General features: G+C 47.7%; 13 protein-coding genes and 1 pseudogene. 3 read left to right on the top strand and 11 right to left on the bottom strand.

Annotated features, from left to right (window positions below; genetic code table 11):
• Window positions 1-3 precede the first annotated feature (3 nt).
• On the bottom strand, window positions 4-3,489 hold the full coding sequence (gene dnaE / locus IPG31_02625; protein ID MBK6617287.1) for a DNA polymerase III subunit alpha: 3,486 nt from the start codon (window positions 3,487-3,489) through the stop codon (window positions 4-6).
• A gap of 129 nt (window positions 3,490-3,618) precedes the next feature.
• Between dnaE and IPG31_02620 the strand changes: the two genes are divergently transcribed.
• From IPG31_02620 to IPG31_02610, 3 genes are all read left to right on the top strand, one after another.
• A complete protein-coding gene (locus IPG31_02620) occupies window positions 3,619-4,983 on the top strand; it encodes a tRNA 5-hydroxyuridine modification protein YegQ (GenBank protein ID MBK6617286.1) in 1,365 nt (454 codons plus the stop codon).
• Window positions 4,984-4,995: 12 nt separating this feature from the next.
• Window positions 4,996-5,526, top strand: a complete 531-nt coding sequence (locus IPG31_02615; protein MBK6617285.1) for an MliC family protein — start codon at window positions 4,996-4,998, stop codon at window positions 5,524-5,526.
• Between the two features lie 80 nt (window positions 5,527-5,606).
• Complete coding sequence (locus IPG31_02610) at window positions 5,607-6,200, top strand: shikimate kinase (GenBank protein MBK6617284.1); 594 nt, start codon at window positions 5,607-5,609, stop codon at window positions 6,198-6,200.
• An 84-nt stretch (window positions 6,201-6,284) separates the two neighbouring features.
• Here IPG31_02610 and murJ read toward each other — a convergent pair whose 3' ends face one another.
• From murJ to IPG31_02560, 10 genes and pseudogenes are all read right to left on the bottom strand, one after another.
• Window positions 6,285-7,817 carry a murein biosynthesis integral membrane protein MurJ gene (gene murJ / locus IPG31_02605; protein ID MBK6617283.1) on the bottom strand — a complete coding sequence of 511 codons (1,533 nt, stop codon included), beginning with the start codon at window positions 7,815-7,817 and terminating at the stop codon, window positions 6,285-6,287.
• A gap of 91 nt (window positions 7,818-7,908) precedes the next feature.
• Window positions 7,909-8,461: pseudogene (locus IPG31_02600) on the bottom strand (IS3 family transposase).
• A 183-nt stretch (window positions 8,462-8,644) separates the two neighbouring features.
• Window positions 8,645-11,215 (bottom strand): cyanophycin synthetase, encoded by a 2,571-nt coding sequence (gene cphA, locus IPG31_02595; GenBank protein ID MBK6617282.1) that lies wholly within the window; start codon window positions 11,213-11,215, stop codon window positions 8,645-8,647.
• A 3-nt stretch (window positions 11,216-11,218) separates the two neighbouring features.
• On the bottom strand, window positions 11,219-13,537 hold the full coding sequence (gene cphA / locus IPG31_02590; GenBank protein ID MBK6617281.1) for a cyanophycin synthetase: 2,319 nt from the start codon (window positions 13,535-13,537) through the stop codon (window positions 11,219-11,221).
• An 87-nt stretch (window positions 13,538-13,624) separates the two neighbouring features.
• Window positions 13,625-14,098, bottom strand: coding sequence for a DUF1854 domain-containing protein (locus tag IPG31_02585; GenBank protein ID MBK6617280.1), 474 nt, complete (start codon window positions 14,096-14,098; stop codon window positions 13,625-13,627).
• Window positions 14,095-16,389 carry an ABC transporter ATP-binding protein gene (locus IPG31_02580; protein MBK6617279.1) on the bottom strand — a complete coding sequence of 765 codons (2,295 nt, stop codon included), beginning with the start codon at window positions 16,387-16,389 and terminating at the stop codon, window positions 14,095-14,097. The genes IPG31_02585 and IPG31_02580 overlap by 4 nt, the downstream gene beginning before the upstream one ends.
• A gap of 303 nt (window positions 16,390-16,692) precedes the next feature.
• Window positions 16,693-17,268 carry a DUF3619 family protein gene (locus IPG31_02575; GenBank protein ID MBK6617278.1) on the bottom strand — a complete coding sequence of 192 codons (576 nt, stop codon included), beginning with the start codon at window positions 17,266-17,268 and terminating at the stop codon, window positions 16,693-16,695.
• On the bottom strand, window positions 17,265-17,849 hold the full coding sequence (locus tag IPG31_02570) for an RNA polymerase sigma factor (GenBank protein MBK6617277.1): 585 nt from the start codon (window positions 17,847-17,849) through the stop codon (window positions 17,265-17,267). The genes IPG31_02575 and IPG31_02570 overlap by 4 nt, the downstream gene beginning before the upstream one ends.
• Before the next feature lie 279 nt (window positions 17,850-18,128).
• Window positions 18,129-19,238 (bottom strand): acyltransferase, encoded by a 1,110-nt coding sequence (locus IPG31_02565; GenBank protein MBK6617276.1) that lies wholly within the window; start codon window positions 19,236-19,238, stop codon window positions 18,129-18,131.
• Between the two features lie 318 nt (window positions 19,239-19,556).
• Window positions 19,557-20,741: a type III PLP-dependent enzyme gene (locus IPG31_02560; GenBank protein MBK6617275.1), complete on the bottom strand. Its 1,185-nt coding sequence runs from the start codon at window positions 20,739-20,741 to the stop codon at window positions 19,557-19,559.
• Window positions 20,742-20,905: the final 164 nt, after the last annotated feature.

Raw genomic sequence — 20,905 nt, 5'->3', positions numbered from 1 at the left:
TACTCAATAGAGGATTTCCACATTATTCACCCCCAAAGTTTCCGCCAGCGTTTCAATCAAAGTTTCCTGTAGACGAACACGCCATTGATCTCCAAGATTGATTTCACAGCTTGCCTGAGCATTTCTGAATTGAATCGTAACCGGACACGCCGGCACAGCAACCGTACCGGGCAAAGCTGCTGGTGGGCGGTGAACGATAAGTATTTCCTGTAATTTTGTACAATCCGGTAACTCTGATCCATGGATGGTCAGTTTTAACTTTTTTGCGTAACTCGAACGAATATCAACAAAATCTGTAATTTCTTTTACTACGATACGTGGTTCACCTCCATCGTGCCCATTCTTGCTGACCACTACTCTGGCTATCAATAGTTCATCCGTTTTCAGGCGAGCAGCGTGTTCACTCAGTAGATCGTTGTAAACGACGACTTCCACACGTGCTGAACCATCATCAAGCAGCACAATTGCGATTTTTCCGCGTCGTGTCATTTGCGTGCGGATGGCAAAAATGATGCCGGTAATGAGTTGGAGATCACGTCCCGGGCTGAGCTGATTGAGCCGAGTTGAAATAAATCGTTTCAGTTCTGCAGCATAACTGTTGAACGGATGACCGCTCAAATAGAATCCCAGCGCAATTTTCTCTTGCTGCAGACGCATTCTTTCCGGCCAGACAGGTACAGCAGCCAGAGCAGGCGGCTGGTTGACAATCTCATCATCACCAAACAAACTCAACTGTCTGGCTGTCTGGCTACGTTGATCGGCATATTCGATTGCAATGCCGACAGAAGCCATTAACGCTGCCCGGTTGGTGTCGAGACAATCGAGTGCACCCGCACGTATCAGCGCTTCTACAACGCGACGATTGATGATGCGCCGGTCAGCACGCTGACATAAATCAAACAAATTGGTGAACGCTCCTTTGCTTTGCCGTGCCTGCACAATTGCATTGATCGCCGCTTCTCCCGTTCCTTTGATTGCACCCAAACCATAGCGTATTGTTCGAGCATCGATTGGTACAAAACGGTAAACAGACTGGTTGATGTCCGGTGGTAACAGCGTAATGCCATTAAGTCTGCAATCCTCATAAAATACATTGACTTTATCCGTATCGTCCATGTCCCCTGAAAGGCAGGCGGCCAGCAATTCAGCAGGGTAATGTGTCTTGAGATAGGCCGTCTGGTAGGCAATCAGCGCGTAGGCAGCGGCATGGGATTTGTTGAATCCATATCCGGCAAATTTTTCCATCAGATTAAACAGCAGGATAGCATTCTGTTCACTGACGCCGTTCTTGATGGCGCCCTTGACGAAAATAGCCCGTTGTTGCGCCATTTCTTCAACTTTCTTTTTGCCCATGGCGCGTCGAAGCAGATCGGCGCTGCCCAGGCTGTAACCCCCCATTACCTGGGCGATCTGCATGACTTGTTCCTGGTAGATCATAATGCCGTAGGTTGCACCCAGTATAGGCTCCAGCCTTGGGTCAGGATAATCTACCCGTTTGCCATGTTTGCGTTCAATAAAATCAGGAATCAGGTCCATCGGGCCAGGCCGGTAGAGTGCCACCAGGGCAATCAGATCTTCAAACCGGTCGGGTTTGGCTTTCTGTAACAGATCTTTCATCCCGCGTGATTCAAACTGAAAGATACCGACAGTATTGCCTTTGGCCATCAGATTAAATGTGGCGTTATCCTGCAAGGAAATGGCGTCCAGCGAAAAAGAGGAGGAAGTCAACTCTCCTGCCACAGCCTTGCTAATGTGACGGATATCATCAACTGCCCGGTCCAGAATCGTCAGTGTGCGCAGCCCCAGAAAGTCAAATTTAACGAGTCCAATTTTTTCGACATCGTCCTTATCGAATTGGCTGACCACTGCGTCACCAGAATTTGCGCAATAAATCGGGCAAAAATCGGAGATCTCTCCAGGTGCAATCAGGACGCCTCCGGCATGCATGCCAACATTGCGCGTTAAACCTTCAAGACGTTCCGCGAGTTCAAGCAGATTTCGCACGTCTTCCTCAGCAGCGGCACGCTGATTCAGCACAGGCTCAAGCTCGCGGGCTTTGCGTAAGGTCATGCCCAGCTCAAATGGGATCAGTTTCGCCAGTTGATCAACAAAGTTATACGGCAGATCCAGTACCCGGCCTACATCACGCACGACTGCCTTGGCTGCCATCGTGCCAAAGGTGATGATTTGCGCTACGCTGTCCGCACCGTAGCGATTACGCACATATTCAATTACCCGTTCACGCCGATCCTGACAGAAATCAATATCGAAATCAGGCATGGATACACGTTCCGGATTGAGAAAGCGCTCAAACAGTAAATCGTAACGTAGTGGATCCAGATCGGTAATCCCTAGTGAATAAGCGACCAGGGAACCCGCTCCGGAACCTCGTCCCGGGCCAACCGGCACATCGTGACGCTTTGCCCAGTTGATGAAATCAGCCACAATCAGGAAATAGCCCGGAAACCCCATCTGTATGATCGTATCCACCTCAAAATTCAAGCGTGACTGATACGGCGGTTTTTTACTGTCACGAATTTCCGGCTGCGGGAAAAGTTGTTTAAGACGAATCTCAAGACCAGTCTGCGCCTGCTCTCTTAAATATTGTTCAATGCTCACACCTGCTGGCGTGGGAAAAGTGGGTAGCCGGGTAACATTCAAATCCAGCAGCAGCGAGCAACGTCGTGCAATCTCTACACTATTGGTCAGGGCAGTCGGAATGTCATTGAACAATTCAGCCATTTGTGACTGAGTTTTAAAATATTGTTCTCCGGTGAATTCCTTTGGGCGACGCTGATCACCAAGAACATGTCCCTGCGTAATACAAACGCGGGCATCATGCGCCTTGTAATCATCAGGCTGCATAAATTGCACCGGGTGCGTTGCTACTACCGGCAATTCCAATCTGGCAGCAAGATGCAAGGTTGCCCGTACCCAGGATTCCTCATTGGATTGGCCACAGCGCTGAACTTCCAGATAAAATCTGTCTGGAAAAAGACGCGCCCAGTCGCGGGCAGCTGCTTCTGCTGCCGGGGTATCAGCCAGTAAAAGCTTCCGGGTAACTTCCCCCGATATTCCTCCGGATAAAGCGATCAGACCTTCGTTGCCGATAGCTTCCGTCTCAAACCAGCATTTTTTGAGCTCTGCACGACCATGCTGATTATTCAGGCGATAAGCTTGTGACAACAACTGGCACAGGCGAAGATAGCCAGATAACGACTGACACAGCAGCAAGGTGCGATAAGGTTTGTCCGGCTCGTGATCATTACTGATCCAAACATCACAGCCAGCAATTGGTTTGATACCTGCCCGGCAAGCTGACTGGTAAAATTTGACCAACCCGAACACATTGGACAAATCAGTCAATGCCAGTGCAGGCATGGCGTCTTCGTGCGCCGCAGCCACGGCTTCATCAATACGCACGATACCATCAACGATGGAATATTCGCTATGCAGGCGCAAGTGAACAAAAGCTGGGTTTACTGCCATGATGATACAATTCCGGGAATTTGACAGATAAGGATAATACGTCGAGCAAACCGGAGCAGGAAGTCTGACGGATTCGAGGATGATCTCTGATTCTAAACTACCCCACGGTTAACCTCGGCATTTTACACTATGATGAAAACCCCTGAATTGCTCTTACCTGCTGGTTCTCTGGAAAAGATGCGCGCCGCTTTTGCGTTTGGTGCAGATGCGGTCTACGCAGGGCAGCCACGCTATTCCCTGCGCGCACGCAACAATGAATTCTCATTACCGCAGATTCATGCCGGCATCACTGAAGCTCATCAGCTGGGGAAAAAGTTCTTTGTCACCAGCAACCTGATGCCACATAATGCCAAGGTCAAGACTTATCTGGCTGATATGGAAACGGTGATTGCCTTGCAGCCTGATGCGCTGATCATGGCAGACCCCGGTTTGATCATGCTGGTTAGGGAAAAGTGGCCGGAAATACCCGTTCATCTCTCGGTTCAGGCCAACACGGTTAATTATGCAGCAGTAAGATTCTGGCAATCCCTGGGGTTGACGCGCGTGATTCTGTCACGTGAATTATCTCTTGAAGAGATTCGTGAAATTCGTGAACTTTGCCCGGATATGGAACTGGAAGTTTTCGTGCATGGTGCCTTGTGCATCGCCTATTCCGGACGCTGCCTGCTTTCTGGTTATTTCAATCATCGTGACCCCAATCAGGGCACCTGTACCAATTCGTGTCGCTGGGATTATAAAGTTAAGGATGCCGTCGAAAGTGCCAGTGGCGACGTTGAACCGGTTGAACAGATTGATTTTGATTTCAATCAGGCGCTGTCAACTGCAAACTCAGCATTAATGGATGGCAACCTTTCCATTCCCCGGCATCCTGCTGCGGACAAAGTCTATCTAATCGAGGAAACGCAACGGCCAGGCCAGTTGATGCCAATCATGGAAGATGAACATGGTACCTACATCATGAATTCCAAGGATCTGCGCGCAGTAGAGCATGTTGCTCAGCTGACTGAAATCGGTATTGATTCGCTCAAAGTGGAGGGACGCACCAAATCGGCTTATTACGTTGCACGCACTGCACAGGTCTATCGCCAGGCAATCAATGATGCCGTCCAGCAACGTCCATTTGATCCCTCACTGCTGGCACAACTGGAAGGGCTCGCCAATCGAGGCTATACAGATGGTTTTTACCAGCGGCATCATAGCCAGGAAACACAGAACTATCTGCGCGGGCATTCCGAATCCGCCCGCAGTCAGTATGTGGGTGATATAGAACAAGTTGATACGGTTAATGGCATGGTTGAAGTAGCGGTCAAGAACCGCTTTGTGGTTGGTGATCGCCTTGAAATTGTGCATCCGGAGGGTAATCGCGTCATCCAGCTGGAAACTATGGAAGATTTACGCGGCAATCCAATCACGGCTGCTCCCGGAAGTGGACACCGGGTCAGAATTCCGTTGACGGGTAACGTTGAAAAAGCTTTTGTCGCTCGCTTTCTTTAAGCATTTCTGAAAGTGCGTTTTATTCTCCTACTGCCGCTGTTCTTTATTTTGGCTGCCTGTGCCAGCGTGAAGGAGCAGGAGATTCCGGTTCCTGGTTCTACGGACTGGATGGAACAAGTTGATATCGCTGCTAAATCACAAGGGAGCCAGGTTATTGATGCCGAAATCGGTAGTCATGAATGGCTGCAGGCAATCAGTCATCAGTATGCGATTAACGACAGGGATGGACATGGACCCGACCCTGGATCAGATGAATGGATCAACGCACTGCACTATAAAATTTTCAGCGAGCAATTATTCGCCATAGCGGATAAAGTCTATATTTCTATTGATGGCGAGCGTCTGGCAGTTTTCTTTGATGAGACTGCCGAAACCGCTACCATTCTTTTCTCTGGCCGCAAAGTCTTGTTACCTCAATCAGTTGCCGCATCAGGCGTGCGATTCAACCGGGATGAGAATGAAGTTTTCTGGATAAAAGGTAGCGCTGCCACTTATTGGCAACAAGGTAAAAAGGTTTTTGAAGGTGCTGAGGAATGTCGCTAAGCGCCTGCCAGGTTCGCATAATTGCTGTAAATTTATGGGATAGGATATTGTTATCCGCCCCCTTCTTTGAAGATTAAAACATGCAACGCGGCAATTCCTCTACTAGCGCCAGGCATGACAACAGACTGCCCATTGGCAACATTATTCTCATTGGCCTGATGGGCGCAGGTAAGACGACGATCGGTAAATTACTGGCAAGCAGTATGGGTAGAACCTTTATTGATTCGGATCACGAAATTCAGCAGCGTACCGGTGTGAATATTCCGGTAATTTTCGAGTTTGAAGGAGAAGCAGGATTCCGTAAACGGGAAACGGAAGTACTGCAGGCAGTGGTGCTGCTACCCGATATCGTATTGGCAACAGGTGGGGGTGCGGTGTTACGCGAAGAAAATCGTGAACTGTTACGAAAAAATGGAACCGTTATTTATTTACGTGTACCGGTCAATGAACTGAAACGGCGTACCCGTTTCGATAAAAACCGTCCCTTGCTGCAAACCGATAATCCACAGGCGAGATTGATTGAATTATTCAACCAGCGTGATCCACTCTACCGAGAAACCGCCCATATCATCCTTGATAGTGGTCGACAAAGTGCACGTGCACTGGTGCAGACTCTAATAAAAAAGCTGGAGGAGTTCCGCTTATCACAACCGATCATGCCATCGAATGATTAAGAACAATTTCTGCATTATGGGATAGTTACAACGCCTGTTTCTTTGCAGTCGATCTTCCTGACCCTGACTGATTTACCCGCGACGCTACTGCCGGGAAAAATCCTGCAGGCGAAATCCCAATAACCACAGGCAGGTCCCATAAATCCCGCCACCCAACAAAACAACCCAACTGAGTTTGATCGCACGTTCGGCTGCTGTAGCGGCAAGCCATCCGGCACCATCACCAGCGGCAATTGCTATCCCGATCCCCATCAACACAACGGCCAGCATAATCTTGAACAAAAAAACCATCCATCCAGGCTGAGGCTGATAGATACGATGGGCGTGCAATTTGTAATACAAAAGACCCGCATTCAGGCAGGCGCCCAGACCAATGGCAAGCGCCAGCCCGGTATGCTGCAATGGCAGGATAAATACTAGATTCATCAGCTGTGTGGCAGTAAACGTAATGACAGCAATTTTTACCGGCGTTTTGATATTCTGGCGTGCGTAAAAGCCCGGCGCCAGCACCTTAACCAGAATCAGGCCAAGTAATCCAAAACTATAGGCGATCAGCGCTTCGCGCGTCATCCAGACATCCTGTGCGGTAAAAGCACCGTAATAAAAAAGCGTTGTAATCAGTGGCGTGGATAAAATTGCCAACGCAACCGCTGCAGGTAGCGTTAACAAAAAGGTTAACCTAAGTCCCCAATCAAGTAAGCGCGAGAACTCCTCCGTTCCATTTTGGGCATAGTGACGGGAAAGGGACGGCAAAATCACGGTTCCTAATGCCACACCCAGCAATCCTGCCGGAAACTCCATCAAACGGTCTGCGTAATAAAGCCACGAGACACTGCCTGTCACAAGTAGAGAAGCAAAAATAGTATTAAGCAACATGCTGACTTGCCCGACAGATACTCCGAATACCGCCGGTCCCATCAGCATCAACACACGCCATGCACCACTTTGACGAAATCTGAAACGGCGCAGTCGCGGCATTTTCTTGAGACGCAACAGAAAAGGAATCTGGAATGCCAGCTGCAACCCACCGCCGATAAATACCGCCCAGGCAAGTGCCATTACCGGGGGATTCATCAATGGCGCCAGCCACAGGGCACAGGCGATGAAGGATAAATTAAGCAATACCGGCGTGAATGCCGGAACTGAAAAATAACTGTAGGTGTTAAGAATCCCGCCTGCCAATGCCACCAGTGAAATAAACAGAATATAAGGAAAAGTAATCCGGAGTAATTCTACTGTCAGCAGAAATTTATCAGCATCCTCCGCAAATCCCGGTGCACTGATATAAATAATGAAGGGTGCGGCCAGTATCCCCAGTAACGTAACAACAAATAAAGAAATCACCAGCAGGGTCGCCACCTGGTCGATCAGTTCCCGGGTAGCTTCGCTGGATTGTGTATTTTTGTATTCTGACAGAATAGGAACAAATGCTTGGGAAAATGCACCTTCCGCAAACAGGCGTCGCAACAGATTCGGAATACGAAAAGCCACAAAAAATGCATCTGCCGCCATACCGGCGCCAAACAGCCTGGCAATGAGCAAATCACGGACAAATCCAAGAATGCGCGACAGCAGCGTCATACTGCTGACCGTGGCAAGCGCCTTAAGCAGATTCAATTGATAACACTCCCGGAGTTCTAATATGGATCAGATTTAAAATGAGGAAGAATGAATCGCCCCGGTTTTTCCGGAGACTATTTACCTTGAGTCAAGCTGCAAGGGCTGACTCTCTTGGTTGGCGATAATAGGCCATTTCAAATTCTGCCGGCGGAATATTTCCAATCGGCTCCAACAATCGGCGATTATTGAACCAATCTACCCATTCCAAGGTTGCAAACTCAACATCGTCGATATTGCGCCAGGGCCGCGGTGCCGTATGACCTCGGTCTTGTATAATCCGTTAATTGTTTCGGCGAGTGCATTGTCATAAGAATCACCAACACTGCCAACAGAAGCATCAATATTGGCTTGTATCAAGCGTTCCGTATAGCGGATCGACAAGTATTGGCTACCGTGGTCGCTATGATGGACTAATCCCTTAATTTCGCGCCGTGCACACAATGCCTGTTCCCATGCGTCAAGCACCAGATCGGTATGTAATGACCGGCTGACTCGCCAACCAACAATATACCGGGCAAAAACATCGGTAATAAAAGCTACATAAACAAATCCCATCCACGTTGCAACAAAGGTAATTCCGCTACCCACAATTGATTGGGCCGGGTCGCCACAAATTGTCGGTTAACCTTATCTGTTGGGCAGGCAAGTAGCTAATAAACTCAACCGGCCATCATAATTTTGCTTATCATCCTGTAATGCCATGGCTTATCCTCCTGTAAGGTAATGCAGAGGAGAATAATCCAGAAAATTGTGATTGCGTAGATGGGAGCGTTGGACGGTTACGCCAGACGCGCCCAATCGTCGCACTTATTTCTTCACGGCATTCAGCCCAGCGCAACACGGTAATTGATTTGCCCCAGGGATTGCTCCACTTGGTCAACCAGAATAAGGCACAATTCGCCGTCTTCCAGGTTTGATAGCGCGATATCGATTGCTATTGCCTCACCAACAATTTCGCTGACTTTCTGAGTGCGCCTGGCATTTCCCAAACCTTCCCGCAACAACATCAATACTTCCCCGTCTGCACGTCCCCGTTGACATTGATCTTGGTATAACAAGACTTCATCAAAGGCATCACCAAGAATTCTGGTTTGCTGACGAATATCCTCATCACGACGATCGCCAGCAGCACTGATCACAACCGAACGTTTTTTTGAGGGCATATTATCAATCGCGCTGACAAGCGCCTGGATGGCATCCGGGTTATGACCATAGTCAGCTATCAAGGTCGCATTGCGATAATTGAATAAATTAAAACGGCCGGGCGCTGTCTGCACGTTGTTAACAAAAGTTGCCAAGCCTGCGCGAATAACCGACCAATCCAGCCCCAACGCCCAACCTGCTCCAACAGCAGCCATCACATTGTCAATTTGGAAAGAAATGCTACCATTTTTCGTGAGTGGAATTTCACTCAAGGGGATCCGGTGCTCACCATTTTCATCCACAGCAACAATGCTATGATTTTCGACGTAAATAACAGATTTATGCTGAGCGCGATGCATGACCAGAATAGGATGGTGAGCGTCCTGCGCAAAGAAAATAACTGATCCAGGGCAATGATCGGCCATGCTTACAACAAGCGCATCTGCTGCATTCAGTACGGCACAACCGCTGGAGGCGACGTTCTGTACAACGATTTGTTTAACGACGGACAATTCTTCTACGGTATTCACATACGCCATACCCAAATGATCACCCATGCCGATATTGGTAACGACAGCCACATCACAGCGATCAAAACCCAAACCTTCACGTAGTAATCCACCTCGTGCTGTTTCAAGAACCGCTACATCGACATCCGGATGAAACAGAATATTTCTTGCACTTTTAGGCCCGCTACAATCGCCAGTATCCACACATTGGTCATTTACATACACCCCTTCCGTACAGGCAAGCCCTACGCGTTTCTTGTCTTTCTCGAAAATATTAGCAATCAAACGGGTGGTGGTCGTTTTACCGTTTGTACCAGTCACCGCAATGATGGGAATACGCGCATCATCTCCCCCGGGAAACATATTATCGATAACCGCTTCACCTACAGCGCGACTTTTGCCAAAAGAGGGTTGCAAATGCATGCGCAAGCCGGGAGCAGCATTGATTTCGATAATGCCTCCCGCCTGTTCCTCTAACGAAAGCGCCACATTCCTGCAAACTACGTCAATGCCACAGATATCCAGACCCACCACTTTGGCTGCAGCAATTACGCGCTCTGCCAACTCAGGATGAACGTCATCGGTAACATCAGTCGCCGTTCCTCCAGTCGATAAATTGGCGTTACTGCGTAATACCACGCGCACACCTTTTTCTGGAATGGATTCAGCCGATAATCCTTGCGAGGCCAGATGTGATAAGGAAATCTCATCCAGAGGAATTTTAGTCAATGAAGCAACATGACCTTCGCCACGCTTGGGGTCCAGGTTGACCTGGCCGACCAATTGACGAATGCTGTGTATGCCATCACCCGTAATTTGCGGTGGGTCGCGCCGCGCAGCGGCAACCAATTGATTACCAACCACGAGCATACGAAAATCATACCCGGGGACATACCGCTCAACCAGAACATCGTCACTAAACCCGGCTGCCATGATGTAAGCCGCTTTTATCTGCCTGGCGTCCACAAGATTAACCGTAACACCTTTTCCCTGATTGCTATCGAGGGGCTTGACGACCACGGGTGTGCCTATTTCACACGCCGCCACCCATGCGTCTTCGGCACTGTCTACATTTCTACCCTGAGGAACCGGGATGCCTGCCGCATGAAGCAGAGTTTTAGTCAGTTCTTTGTCTTGCGCAATGGATTCTGCGACAGCACTGGTTAGATCACTTTCAGATGCCTGAATACGCCGTTGCTTACTTCCCCAGCCAAACTGCACCAAACTCCCTTCGGTTAGGCGACGAAACGGGATGCCGCGAGCAACGGCAGCCTGAACAATCGAATCTGTACTCGGTCCCAGACGTATCTCTTCATTGAGTTCACGTAATTGAAGCAACGCGCCATTCAAATCAAAAGAAGTATTTTCTGCAACGGCTATACATAATGATCGCGCCAATTCAAACGCAAGCCTACCAACTTTTTCTTCACTGTACCCGGCAACCACACAGTAGGTATTTGCTTCGGATGTCTTGACGGTACGGCTAAAAGTAACCGGGCAGCCCGCCTGGACCTGCAGCTCCAACGCAGCGAATCCAAGCACATGAGCGATGGTAACCGTCTCGTGATGACTCGTGGAGCGAAACAAAGGAATTTCCGGGAAATACTCACGTACTCTCGCGTCAAAACCGGATATATCATTGATATTGGTTTCAAATTCACTACAAAGAACAGCAGCTTCAATGGAAGTATGCTGACTCCATAAATTTGGTCCACGTAATGCTCGAATACGTAATATTTTCATAATTTAATCCCTTGAGTTTGTAAAACCGAGTGGGAAATCCTGATTTCCCGGTTTGTAGTTTTCTTGAGCAAATCCAAAAGACTCGATACCTGTCCGTATGATGTTGGACTCAATGCCTAGCGCCCATGCAGCGCCAACAGCAGCCAGAATATTTTCTTCCATTTGCCGCGAACCAGGGTCGGCGGTATCAGAAGTGATCCCGGCTAATTTCATTAGCGATAATTCATCAGAACCAGTGACTAGCGTAATCACGCCATTACGCACAATTACCGCACGCTTACCCTGAGTGGAGCCTGTTCCTTGAGCACAATGCCGGGTAATAATCGGTGAATCCGGATCCATGCTAAAGAAAATGACTTCGCCATGGCACAGCTCGGATATCTCGACCAGCATTTCATCATTAGCGTTGAGAACTGCGGCGCCAATAGGCAACTGGATATCTTTTTCGACATCGTCAATCGCTGCAGCTGTCGGAGTGACGACATCAACCTGGGTACGCAGTACGTTAAAAACCTGCTTGAGGGTTTCAATTCCCTGTTGACCCAAATGATGATTAGGATCGATATTTGTAATCACACCTACATAGCAACTATCGTAAGCCAGCCCCTGATTCAAGAGTGTGTCAAAGCCATTCTCAAATACCGCAGCTTCCACAGTTGGATTCGTCAAGATGCGGTTTGCCGCTGCCCAGTTTGCGCTGTTGTTTTTATCTATTTTCCGATAATCCAGATAAAGTCCGTCACTACAGGCCAACCCTGTTTGCTTGCCGGAGAGAATCAGCAACCTTGCAATCAGATATGCGACAGCTGTTTTGCCATAACTCCCTGTGATGCCAACAATGGGAATACGACCATTGTTTTGATCGGGGAATAGATGATTGATGATGGCTTTGCCTACGGGCCGGGGAGTGCCCACCGCCGGTTTGATATGCATCAGCAAACTTGGGCCAGCATTCACCTCAACGATCGCCCCTCCTTGCTCGTTCAGTGGCCGAGAAATATCGCTCGTCACTAAATCGATACCTGCAATATCCAGTCCGACAACACGGGCGGCGAGTGACGCAAGCACCGCGGTACTGGAATGAATTTGATCCGTTACATCGAATGCATGATTACCGTTACGCTGAACCAGAACCTTGGCACCACTTGGCACAACGGAGCTACTGCAGTAGCCTTGGCGAGCAATTTCAATTCTCGCTGCGCTATCAAGGCGAATCATATTCAACGGATGATCTTCGGTTGTTCCCCGGCGCGGATCGGAGTTGATTTGAGATTCAATTAATTCGGTGATCGTTGAAAAACCATCTCCAGTAACCGATACCGAGTCTCCCAATGTCGCCGCTACAAGCTGCCCACCCACAATCAATAATCGGTGTTCGGTGCCCGCAATATATTGCTCAACCAGTACACCTGTACCTTCTTTGTGCGCCACCTGGTAAGCCGATTCAATTTCTTCGCGGTAGCTTAGCTCAATAAAAACGCCCCGACCATGATTACCATCGCAGGGTTTTATGACGACTGGCAGACCAATTTTATTGGCAGCTTCCCAAGCTTCTTCCTCACTTTCGACCATGCATCCTTCAGGAACAGGAATGCCACAGGATCGCAATAACGCTTTTGTCAGATCTTTGTCGCGGGAAATACTTTCCGCAATGGCGGGAGTGCGATCTGTTTCTGCTGTCCAGATATGACGGCAACGTGCACCATAACCAAGCTGTACGAGGTTTCCCTTGGCAACGAGCCGGGTGGCCGGAATATTCCGTGCTATGGCAGCATCCACGATACAGGCTGTGGAAGGTCCAAGCCAGAGGGAATCCACCAATTCACGAAGATTCTCAATCGCGCTATCGACGTCATACGAAGGGCTCGGCAACTGCTCAAAGTTCATAGCAGCCAGCACCAATTCGCGCGCCGAGTGCAGCGCAGCCCGAGTAATCTCCTCGTGCCATGCGCTTAATGCAACTTTATATACGCCACGTACCGATGTTTCGCGCGCCCTACCAAAACCACCACGCATCCCAGCGAGATTCTGCAACTCCAATGTCACATGTTCCAGAATATGACACGGCCACGTACCTTCCTTAACCCGGCGCAAAAAACCACCTCGTTCTTCATAGCTACAACGATGCTCAATGAGCGAAGGCAACCATTCAGATAAACGGTCATAAAATCCGGGAATCGCATCAGAAGGAAAATCTTCAAGAGCGCCAATGTCGACAGTTGCTTCCAGTGCCGGATAATAAGTCCACAGATTGGGGCCGTTCAAGTACTTGATTTCAAGAAATATGATGTCCTTTACAGGATTACTATTTGATATAGGCATGCATCCGAGTAGAGTAGAAGTCATGAAACCATTAACGCAGACTTAACCAATCGGTTTACAGGATAAGAAAAATAATTCTCAACTACATTATAGAAAATGATCCAACAAGCTACGGCTATGACGATCAAGAGACAAACGATCACGAATAAGAAAATGGATACCATGACTATCCACAATCATCAGTGAAGAAGCGGTTAAGCGACGAATATCTTCTTCACCTTTGAGAACAAAGAAAGTGTCTCCACGATCCGTCTCGACGTTCCAGGTACTCGGTGTGATAAAACTGGATACATTGCACAGACGCTTTATTTCCGGCATAAATTCTCGACTCGATAACTCCTCTTCAATGAGACTTCGATAGTCTTGGGGTAAATCGGACAGGCTTGCTATCCACACTAACTCATGACCCTGGGAATCGACTATTGCAATGCCTTGATTCGGATCGGCAATCGGAAAAGATCTCACCGGAATGACGTTTTCTTGTGCCATACCCGACTGATCCCTATAAACCAGCCGCCCAAAAGCATTGCGGGTTAACTGGGAAGCTAATGTACGACTCATTTATGCTCCCCTGCAGCGCTATGTTCGACAACAGGAACAAATCCCCGCTCTTCAGTATCAACATTGCGCGCCTGAGCCTGGTACAGGCGGTAATAATGCTCTTCTCGCGACATTAATTCCGCATGATTGCCGATTTCAACAATTTTGCCTCGATCCAGAACAATCAGGCGATTGGCTTCACGCAAGGTCGATAAACGATGCGCGATCGCAATGGTAGTTCGGCCACGCACCAGATTATCCAACGCCTTCTGGATATCTTTCTCGGTAGTCGTATCCACCGATGAAGTAGCCTCATCCAATATCAAAATTCGTGGATTAATTAGTAGCGCGCGGGCAATCGAAATACGCTGACGCTCACCACCAGAGAGCGCCTGCCCACGTTCCCCGACCAGCGAATCGTACCCATACGGCAGGCGCAATATAAACTCATGAGCATGGGCAGCGCGAGCGGCCGATATGATATCGGAATGCGTTGCATCCGGTCTACCATATGCGATATTTTCTGCAATGGTGCCATAAAACAGAAAAGGTTCTTGAAGTACCAAACCGATATGCTTACGATACTCAGCAATCGGTAGCGAGCGGATATCATGCCCGTCCACTAAAATCGCCCCTTCCGTGACATCATAGAAACGGCAAATCAGATTCACCAGAGTACTTTTACCTGAGCCACTATGCCCAACCAAACCGATCATTTCACCGGGCTGGATAACAAGATCAATGTTGCGCGTAATACTGCGAGTTCCATAGCGAAAGCCCACATTGCGAAGCTCGATCTGGCCGTGTACGGTGGACAAATGAACAGGATTGGGAGATTCCGGAACGCTGGAGACATGATCCAGAATATCAAAAATCCGCTTCGTTCCAGCGGCAGCTTTCTGTGTGAGGGAGACAATACGGCTCATCGAATCCAGTCTGATATAAAACCGGCCAATATAAGCAAGGAAAGCCGTAAGAACTCCGACTGTAATTTCATCCTTCGATATTTGCCAAATGCCAAATACCCATACCACCAGCAGCCCTACCTCAGTTAACAATGTGACAGTTGGTGTAAATAATGACCAAACCCTGTTGACTCGATCATTGATTTGCAGATTGCGCTGATTGGCCGCATGAAAACGCGCTGCCTCTCTCTTTTCCTGCGCAAAAGCCTTGACCACTCGAATACCTGGGATAGTATCGGCAAGCACATTATTCACTTCCGCCCAGATGCGGTCTACTTTCTCAAACCCAATCCGCAGCCGGTCGCGAACCAGATGGATCAACCAGGCAATAATGGGTAGAGGAACCAGTGTGACCAATGCCAACCAGGGATTAATTGATATCAGGATTAATGCTGTCATAAAAATCATGATGACATCCGTCGCAAAATCGAGTAAATGCAATGAAATGAAGATATTAATCCGGTCAGTTTCAGCACCAATACGTGCCATTAAATCACCGGTACGCTTACCCCCAAAATATTCCTGTGAAAGATGCAGCAAATGCTCATATGTCGTTGTGCGCAGGTCTACGCCAATACGTTCTGAAACCAATGCCAACAGGTAAGTACGCCCCCAACCCAGTATCCAGGCAAGAATTGCAGCAACCAATAATCCGGAAAGATAGAGCGTTACCAGATCGGTATTGATCGGTTGACCATTCTGATAAGGAATCAACACATTATCCATTAACGGCATAATCAAATAAGGTGGAACCAGTGTTGCGGCCGTACTGCATAGCGTCAACAAAAAACCAAATAACAAACGCCCTTTATAGGGTTTTGCAAAACGCCATAAACGTAATAGGGTCCATGTGGAAGGGGGGATATGAATTTGTTTCTCACACGCCGGACATTCTTCCTGATCGACGGGAAAAACGATGCCACAGCTCAGACATTGGACGTGTGCCTGAGCAGGCATAGCAATATTACCGGTTACTTGATAATCGAGCTGCCGCATAAAACACTCAATCAATCGATTAACTGTTAACTCATTGCCTAATCGATAACGCCAATACGCCAAGCGTGAGTGGGAATCAAATAATTCGAGACACCCCACACCCGCATGGTCTCGCTGCATCATTGACAGGCCTGGCTGGTACATCCATTCCCGCCACGCTTCATTGCTTGACATTTTGGCCAGCAAGCGCTGATCGGTCACCACAAGGATACTAGCAGCAAAATGAAGCCGGGTATCAAGATCAATTTCGAGCCAGCCAAGCACATTCTCACCAGCACGTAATTGTGCGGAAAGTGCTTCGCCCCACATGGACGGGAGATTATTAAGGAGTAAAGGATGGATTTGCTGCATTTGCCAAGCTGCAAAAATTGACCAATAAAAATAATTAAGAAGACGTAAAGAGGAGTTTTGCTGGTTGATTTCGTACTCTTCCAATCTTTCCAGCAAACGTTTTTCAGGCGATCAATACAAAATACAAAATAAAGCAGGCAGAGAAACACAGTTTATGCAAGATTCAGGACACTTAATGCCTGTTTTTTAACACCGCAATAACAACGCAGGTAACTTTTATGTGGTTTGCCGGATCCTGTCAGAATCACTCACACCCATATTCCTAGAAATCCACGAATTCCAGTACGTCACCTGTGATAAAAATTATTTGTTAGGATCCAACCATTCATCAAACTCATTACCAATACGAGTATCAGTCGGTAGTTCATCAACCCGTTCAGGTTCATCATTACTAGCAGCATCTGTCGCCGTAATATCATTCGCCAGCTCAGACTCACTATCAATACGCTTATCCACCGATACATCATCAATTAGTTGGAGCACATCGTCGATATAAGTATCCATTGATAAATCGCCATCCAACTCAGGCTCATTATTAATATAAGTATCTGATGGCAAATCATCAACCAGTATCGTGGTATCGGTATTTATAGCTGACTTATTTTTCTTCAGGAATTGCCAATGTGTTGTGGAAACCAGCGTAAAAACAAATAATGCTATCACCAGTAATAGCAGTTTCCCGGTTTTGGAATATCCATCATGCCCACCGTAAACCGAAGTTCCATTACCAGAATTAATAACCTCTGTTGTAGGTTGGCAATTTTCCAGGGCTTTTCGGCGAGCAGATTGCAACCGATACAACGTACTCTGCTTAATAGTCTCATTGGCACCGATATCCAGACATCTGGCAATCTCTTCACCCAACTTCTGCTCGTTCATAATTTCACCCCTTTCTCTCTGAGAATTGCCGCCAACGCATGGACCGCCCGCGAGCAATGGGTTTTTACACTCCCTTCCGAACATCTCATAATTTCAGCCGTCTCCGCCAAACTCATCTCTTCCCAATAACGCAGCAAGAAGGCTTCGCGTTGACGTGGCGGAAGAGTTTCCATCGCTTTCTCTATTAAACCAATCAGTTGCACTCTCTCCAGCTGAGCGTCAGGTTCTTTTGTAAAATCGGATTCCTGCTTTACCTGCAAAGATTCTAGAATATCGAAGTCTTCCTGGTTCTTTTCCTGATCATTGGACGTCATACCTGAAAACAGGGTAGTCCATAATGAACGAATCTTTTGTCGTCGATAATAATCTCGGATAGTATTCTGCAGGATACGCTGAAACAAAAGTGGCAGCTCTTCTGTCGGCTTAGAAGCGTATTTCAGTGCAAGCTTCATCATAGAATCTTGAACGATATCTAATGCCACATGATCATCACGAACCGCAAATATTGCTTGTTTATATGCACGCTTCTCGGATTTAGCCAGAAAATCTGAGAGTTCTTGTCGAGTAGCCAGAATTACCAACCCTAAAATATTTATTTAATTAAACGTCATTGGAAAAATCAAAGCTAACTTATGTAAAGTTTTTTATAACACGCTGAAAAACACCACCACAGCTGAAACAATATTAAATTCTTGGTAACTACCTGCCCTACACGTTATGCACTCCTCCTGCAAAAGTGGTTTAAATAGCGACAAACGGATTGTATCTTCTATTGGCCATATTGTTTGGCCTTGGATAGTCTCAAGTCTCACTCTACTCAATTACTGGTGAACGAAACTTATCATTCCGAAGGCAAGTAGTTACCTAATTTCAAGCATGGCCAACAAACCGCAGGCTACGATGCCTGCAGGCAACAGGATATGCACTTGCTTGGTTACGGGGCGTGCCTCAAGCCAGTTACAAAGTAAAATTCCCGCACCAATACTGGCACACATCGTCAATAGTAAACCGCATAATTGAATTTCAGGCTGATGTGGCATAAATCTGAAAAATACAGCATTGATGATCAGCAATACCGGGAAATGAATGAGAAAAATGGAATAGGAAGCGCGTCCAAGATAGATCAAACAACCGGGAATATATCTATTTTGTAACGCATTAAAATACTGTGCCAAACCCAATAGCAGCATAACAACAGCTGCGACTGCGATGCGCAAACGAAAATCTATTAACAGTGCAGCAGAAACCAGCGCAATCAGCACGATGAGCCAAAATACCTGGCGTTCACTAACCGATGTCCAATAAACCAGAATACCAATACCATAAGATCCAAAAAAATATAAAGCCGTTTCATCCCAGTAATGATCCCTGTTAAAAAAGAATAAAGACGCGATAGTTAAGCTGAGGATTAAAATCGCGCCAAGCCTTTTCAGTGGCACATATCGATTCTGAATGTGATGAGCAGTCCACAATACCAAAATTGTGAACGTATATAATTGAAAATCAATGGCGACGTACCAGATACCCGCCGACAAAACCTCCTGATTCAGCAGATCATGCAATAACAAGATATGCGCAAGCAGTTGAAATAAATTGGGTGCGCCGGGTGTCGATTCGTCCTGCATCCAGATTCTGGCCAACGCAGCCGCACCAATCGCAAGAATTAATGCCGCGAAATAAGGTGTAACCAATCGCACATAGCGCTGCCGGATAAGCTTGATTGGATTGGAGACAAATGACAAACCCTGTGGCGCAAGTTTTGCAGCAGCAAGAAAACCGGCGACGACAAAAAATACTTGTACCGCAAGTCTTCCGTGCTCACGTAACCAATTGAGCAGTTTTGGCAATAACGGATAAGCAATTTCCGGCATAGGACCGTAAATAGCCAAATGATGCGCAACAATCAACAAACAGCAGACTGCTTTTAAAGCATCAATAAAAGACATCCTTGCACGAAGACCAGCCTGCATCGCCAATTAAAATATTAAGAAACGCAAAAAAGCTACCCCCATGATGGCGTAAACGGCGTACCGATAAAGCCGAACGAGATATACCTGACTTCGCAATAACCGTTGGGGGATATCTTCTCCGGTGAGACAGGATACCACCCATAGCCAATAGAGGATACAACCCGCTAATCGCCATTTGAATGACTTTGGTGGGAAAAATTCATAAGGCATAGGGGGGCAGTCGCGTGCAAACAAAAACCAAATGACTGCAGCGAGTTAATCAAAAAAAACGACGTACCAGAACCGCGTACGCCGTCTCTCAAAATACTGCCTGATTAGCTACAATATTCGAACGTCCGGTAACGGAAAGCCATTGAAGGTGGTGGCATAAGAAGTCGTATAGGCGCCGGTATTCGGAATAAAGATAAAATCATTTTCCTGGAGATCATCCGGCAGCATTTCTTCATGCATCAGCACATCGACAGAATCACAGGTCGGGCCAGCGACCGACCAGGGTACGGGCGAGCCTTTCCGCTCCGTATGGATTTCGTAGCGAAGCCCTTCGCTGACTTCGATCAATCCGCCAAAAATTCCGGCATCCCAGTACATCCAACGGTTGCCGTTACGAGTGGCCGTACCGACTACCCTACATACGAAACAGGCGGAATCCGATACCAGGTAGCGTCCCGGTTCGGCAATCACCCGGATATCTGCCGGCAGGTCTGCGATGGCTTCATTGATCACTTCCGCAATCACCTCTATAGAAGGAATGGGCTTGATATGCCGAACAGGATAGCCACCGCCAATATTCAGTAACCGTGGATTAAGCCCTGCTTTGCGCATCTCGGCAAACACCTGTTTGGCACGTTCAATACCAACCCGCCAGTTTTGAGGATTACGGCACTGTGAGCCCACATGAAAAGTCACTCCGGCAAGATCTGCCCTCAGTCGCACGGCTTCACCGATAATTTCAGCAACATCACCCATGTGCGTACCAAATTTTCCGGCCAGCGGCCAGTCACTGCCAATATTGGGCGTGTCAATACGCAGATATAGCTTGGCATCCGGCTTAACGGAAACAATCTTGCGCAACTCCTCAACGCTATCCAGCACGTACCATTCCACCCCTTTCGAAGCGGCATATTCCAGATAGGTACGCGCTTTCATCGGATTGCTATAAAAGATCTCTGCGGCGGGCACACCCAACTGCATCAGCATATCCAGCTCGGCAATAGAAGCAATCTCGAATCCCACTTGTTCTTCTATCATGGTTTTCAGTACACGTGGATCAGGATTGGCTTTGGCGGCATAGTGAGGATGAACGCGCGGGAGGGCAGCCTTGAAACGCCTGGCTTTGTTACGGATGATGGCAGTATCAATCAGCAGAAAGGGTTTTTGGTAGCCCTCTTTGAGTACGGCTTTGACTCGATCAAGACCCAGAGAGATTTCTGGATGCGTATCGAAGATGGCTTCGGGTTCAGTTTGGGTTCGTCGCAAGGATGCGGCGGTGGCTTGTCTTTTCATGTCAGGCTCCTTTGGGGCAATCGCTACGTTTCGGGAATATGAATGTGAGTCCAGTCTGCTGAAATAAATAAATTTATTTTGCTTTTCATGATGACCTCCTTATTAACTGTATCGGTGTACTAAAGGGTACGCATTATAGTCCGCATTTTTTGAGAATCAAGTAT

This window comes from Nitrosomonas sp. (assembly GCA_016703745.1).
Classification (GTDB): Bacteria; Pseudomonadota; Gammaproteobacteria; order Burkholderiales; family Nitrosomonadaceae; genus Nitrosomonas.
This window is presented reverse-complemented; position numbering and strand designations above follow the sequence as displayed.

What these genes read in the sequence shown, in the direction of transcription:
- dnaE (MBK6617287.1), bottom strand. Translation starts at nt 3,489, where the DNA reads ATGGCAGTAAACCCAGCTTTTGTTCACTTGCGCCTGCATAGCGAATAT.
- IPG31_02620 (MBK6617286.1), top strand. Translation starts at nt 3,619, where the DNA reads ATGATGAAAACCCCTGAATTGCTCTTACCTGCTGGTTCTCTGGAAAAG.
- IPG31_02610 (MBK6617284.1), top strand. Translation starts at nt 5,607, where the DNA reads ATGCAACGCGGCAATTCCTCTACTAGCGCCAGGCATGACAACAGACTG.
- cphA (MBK6617282.1), bottom strand. Translation starts at nt 11,215, where the DNA reads ATGAAAATATTACGTATTCGAGCATTACGTGGACCAAATTTATGGAGT.
- cphA (MBK6617281.1), bottom strand. Translation starts at nt 13,537, where the DNA reads ATGCCTATATCAAATAGTAATCCTGTAAAGGACATCATATTTCTTGAA.
- IPG31_02585 (MBK6617280.1), bottom strand. Translation starts at nt 14,098, where the DNA reads ATGAGTCGTACATTAGCTTCCCAGTTAACCCGCAATGCTTTTGGGCGG.
- IPG31_02580 (MBK6617279.1), bottom strand. Translation starts at nt 16,389, where the DNA reads ATGCAGCAAATCCATCCTTTACTCCTTAATAATCTCCCGTCCATGTGG.
- IPG31_02575 (MBK6617278.1), bottom strand. Translation starts at nt 17,268, where the DNA reads ATGAACGAGCAGAAGTTGGGTGAAGAGATTGCCAGATGTCTGGATATC.
- IPG31_02565 (MBK6617276.1), bottom strand. Translation starts at nt 19,238, where the DNA reads ATGCAGGCTGGTCTTCGTGCAAGGATGTCTTTTATTGATGCTTTAAAA.
- IPG31_02560 (MBK6617275.1), bottom strand. Translation starts at nt 20,741, where the DNA reads ATGAAAAGACAAGCCACCGCCGCATCCTTGCGACGAACCCAAACTGAA.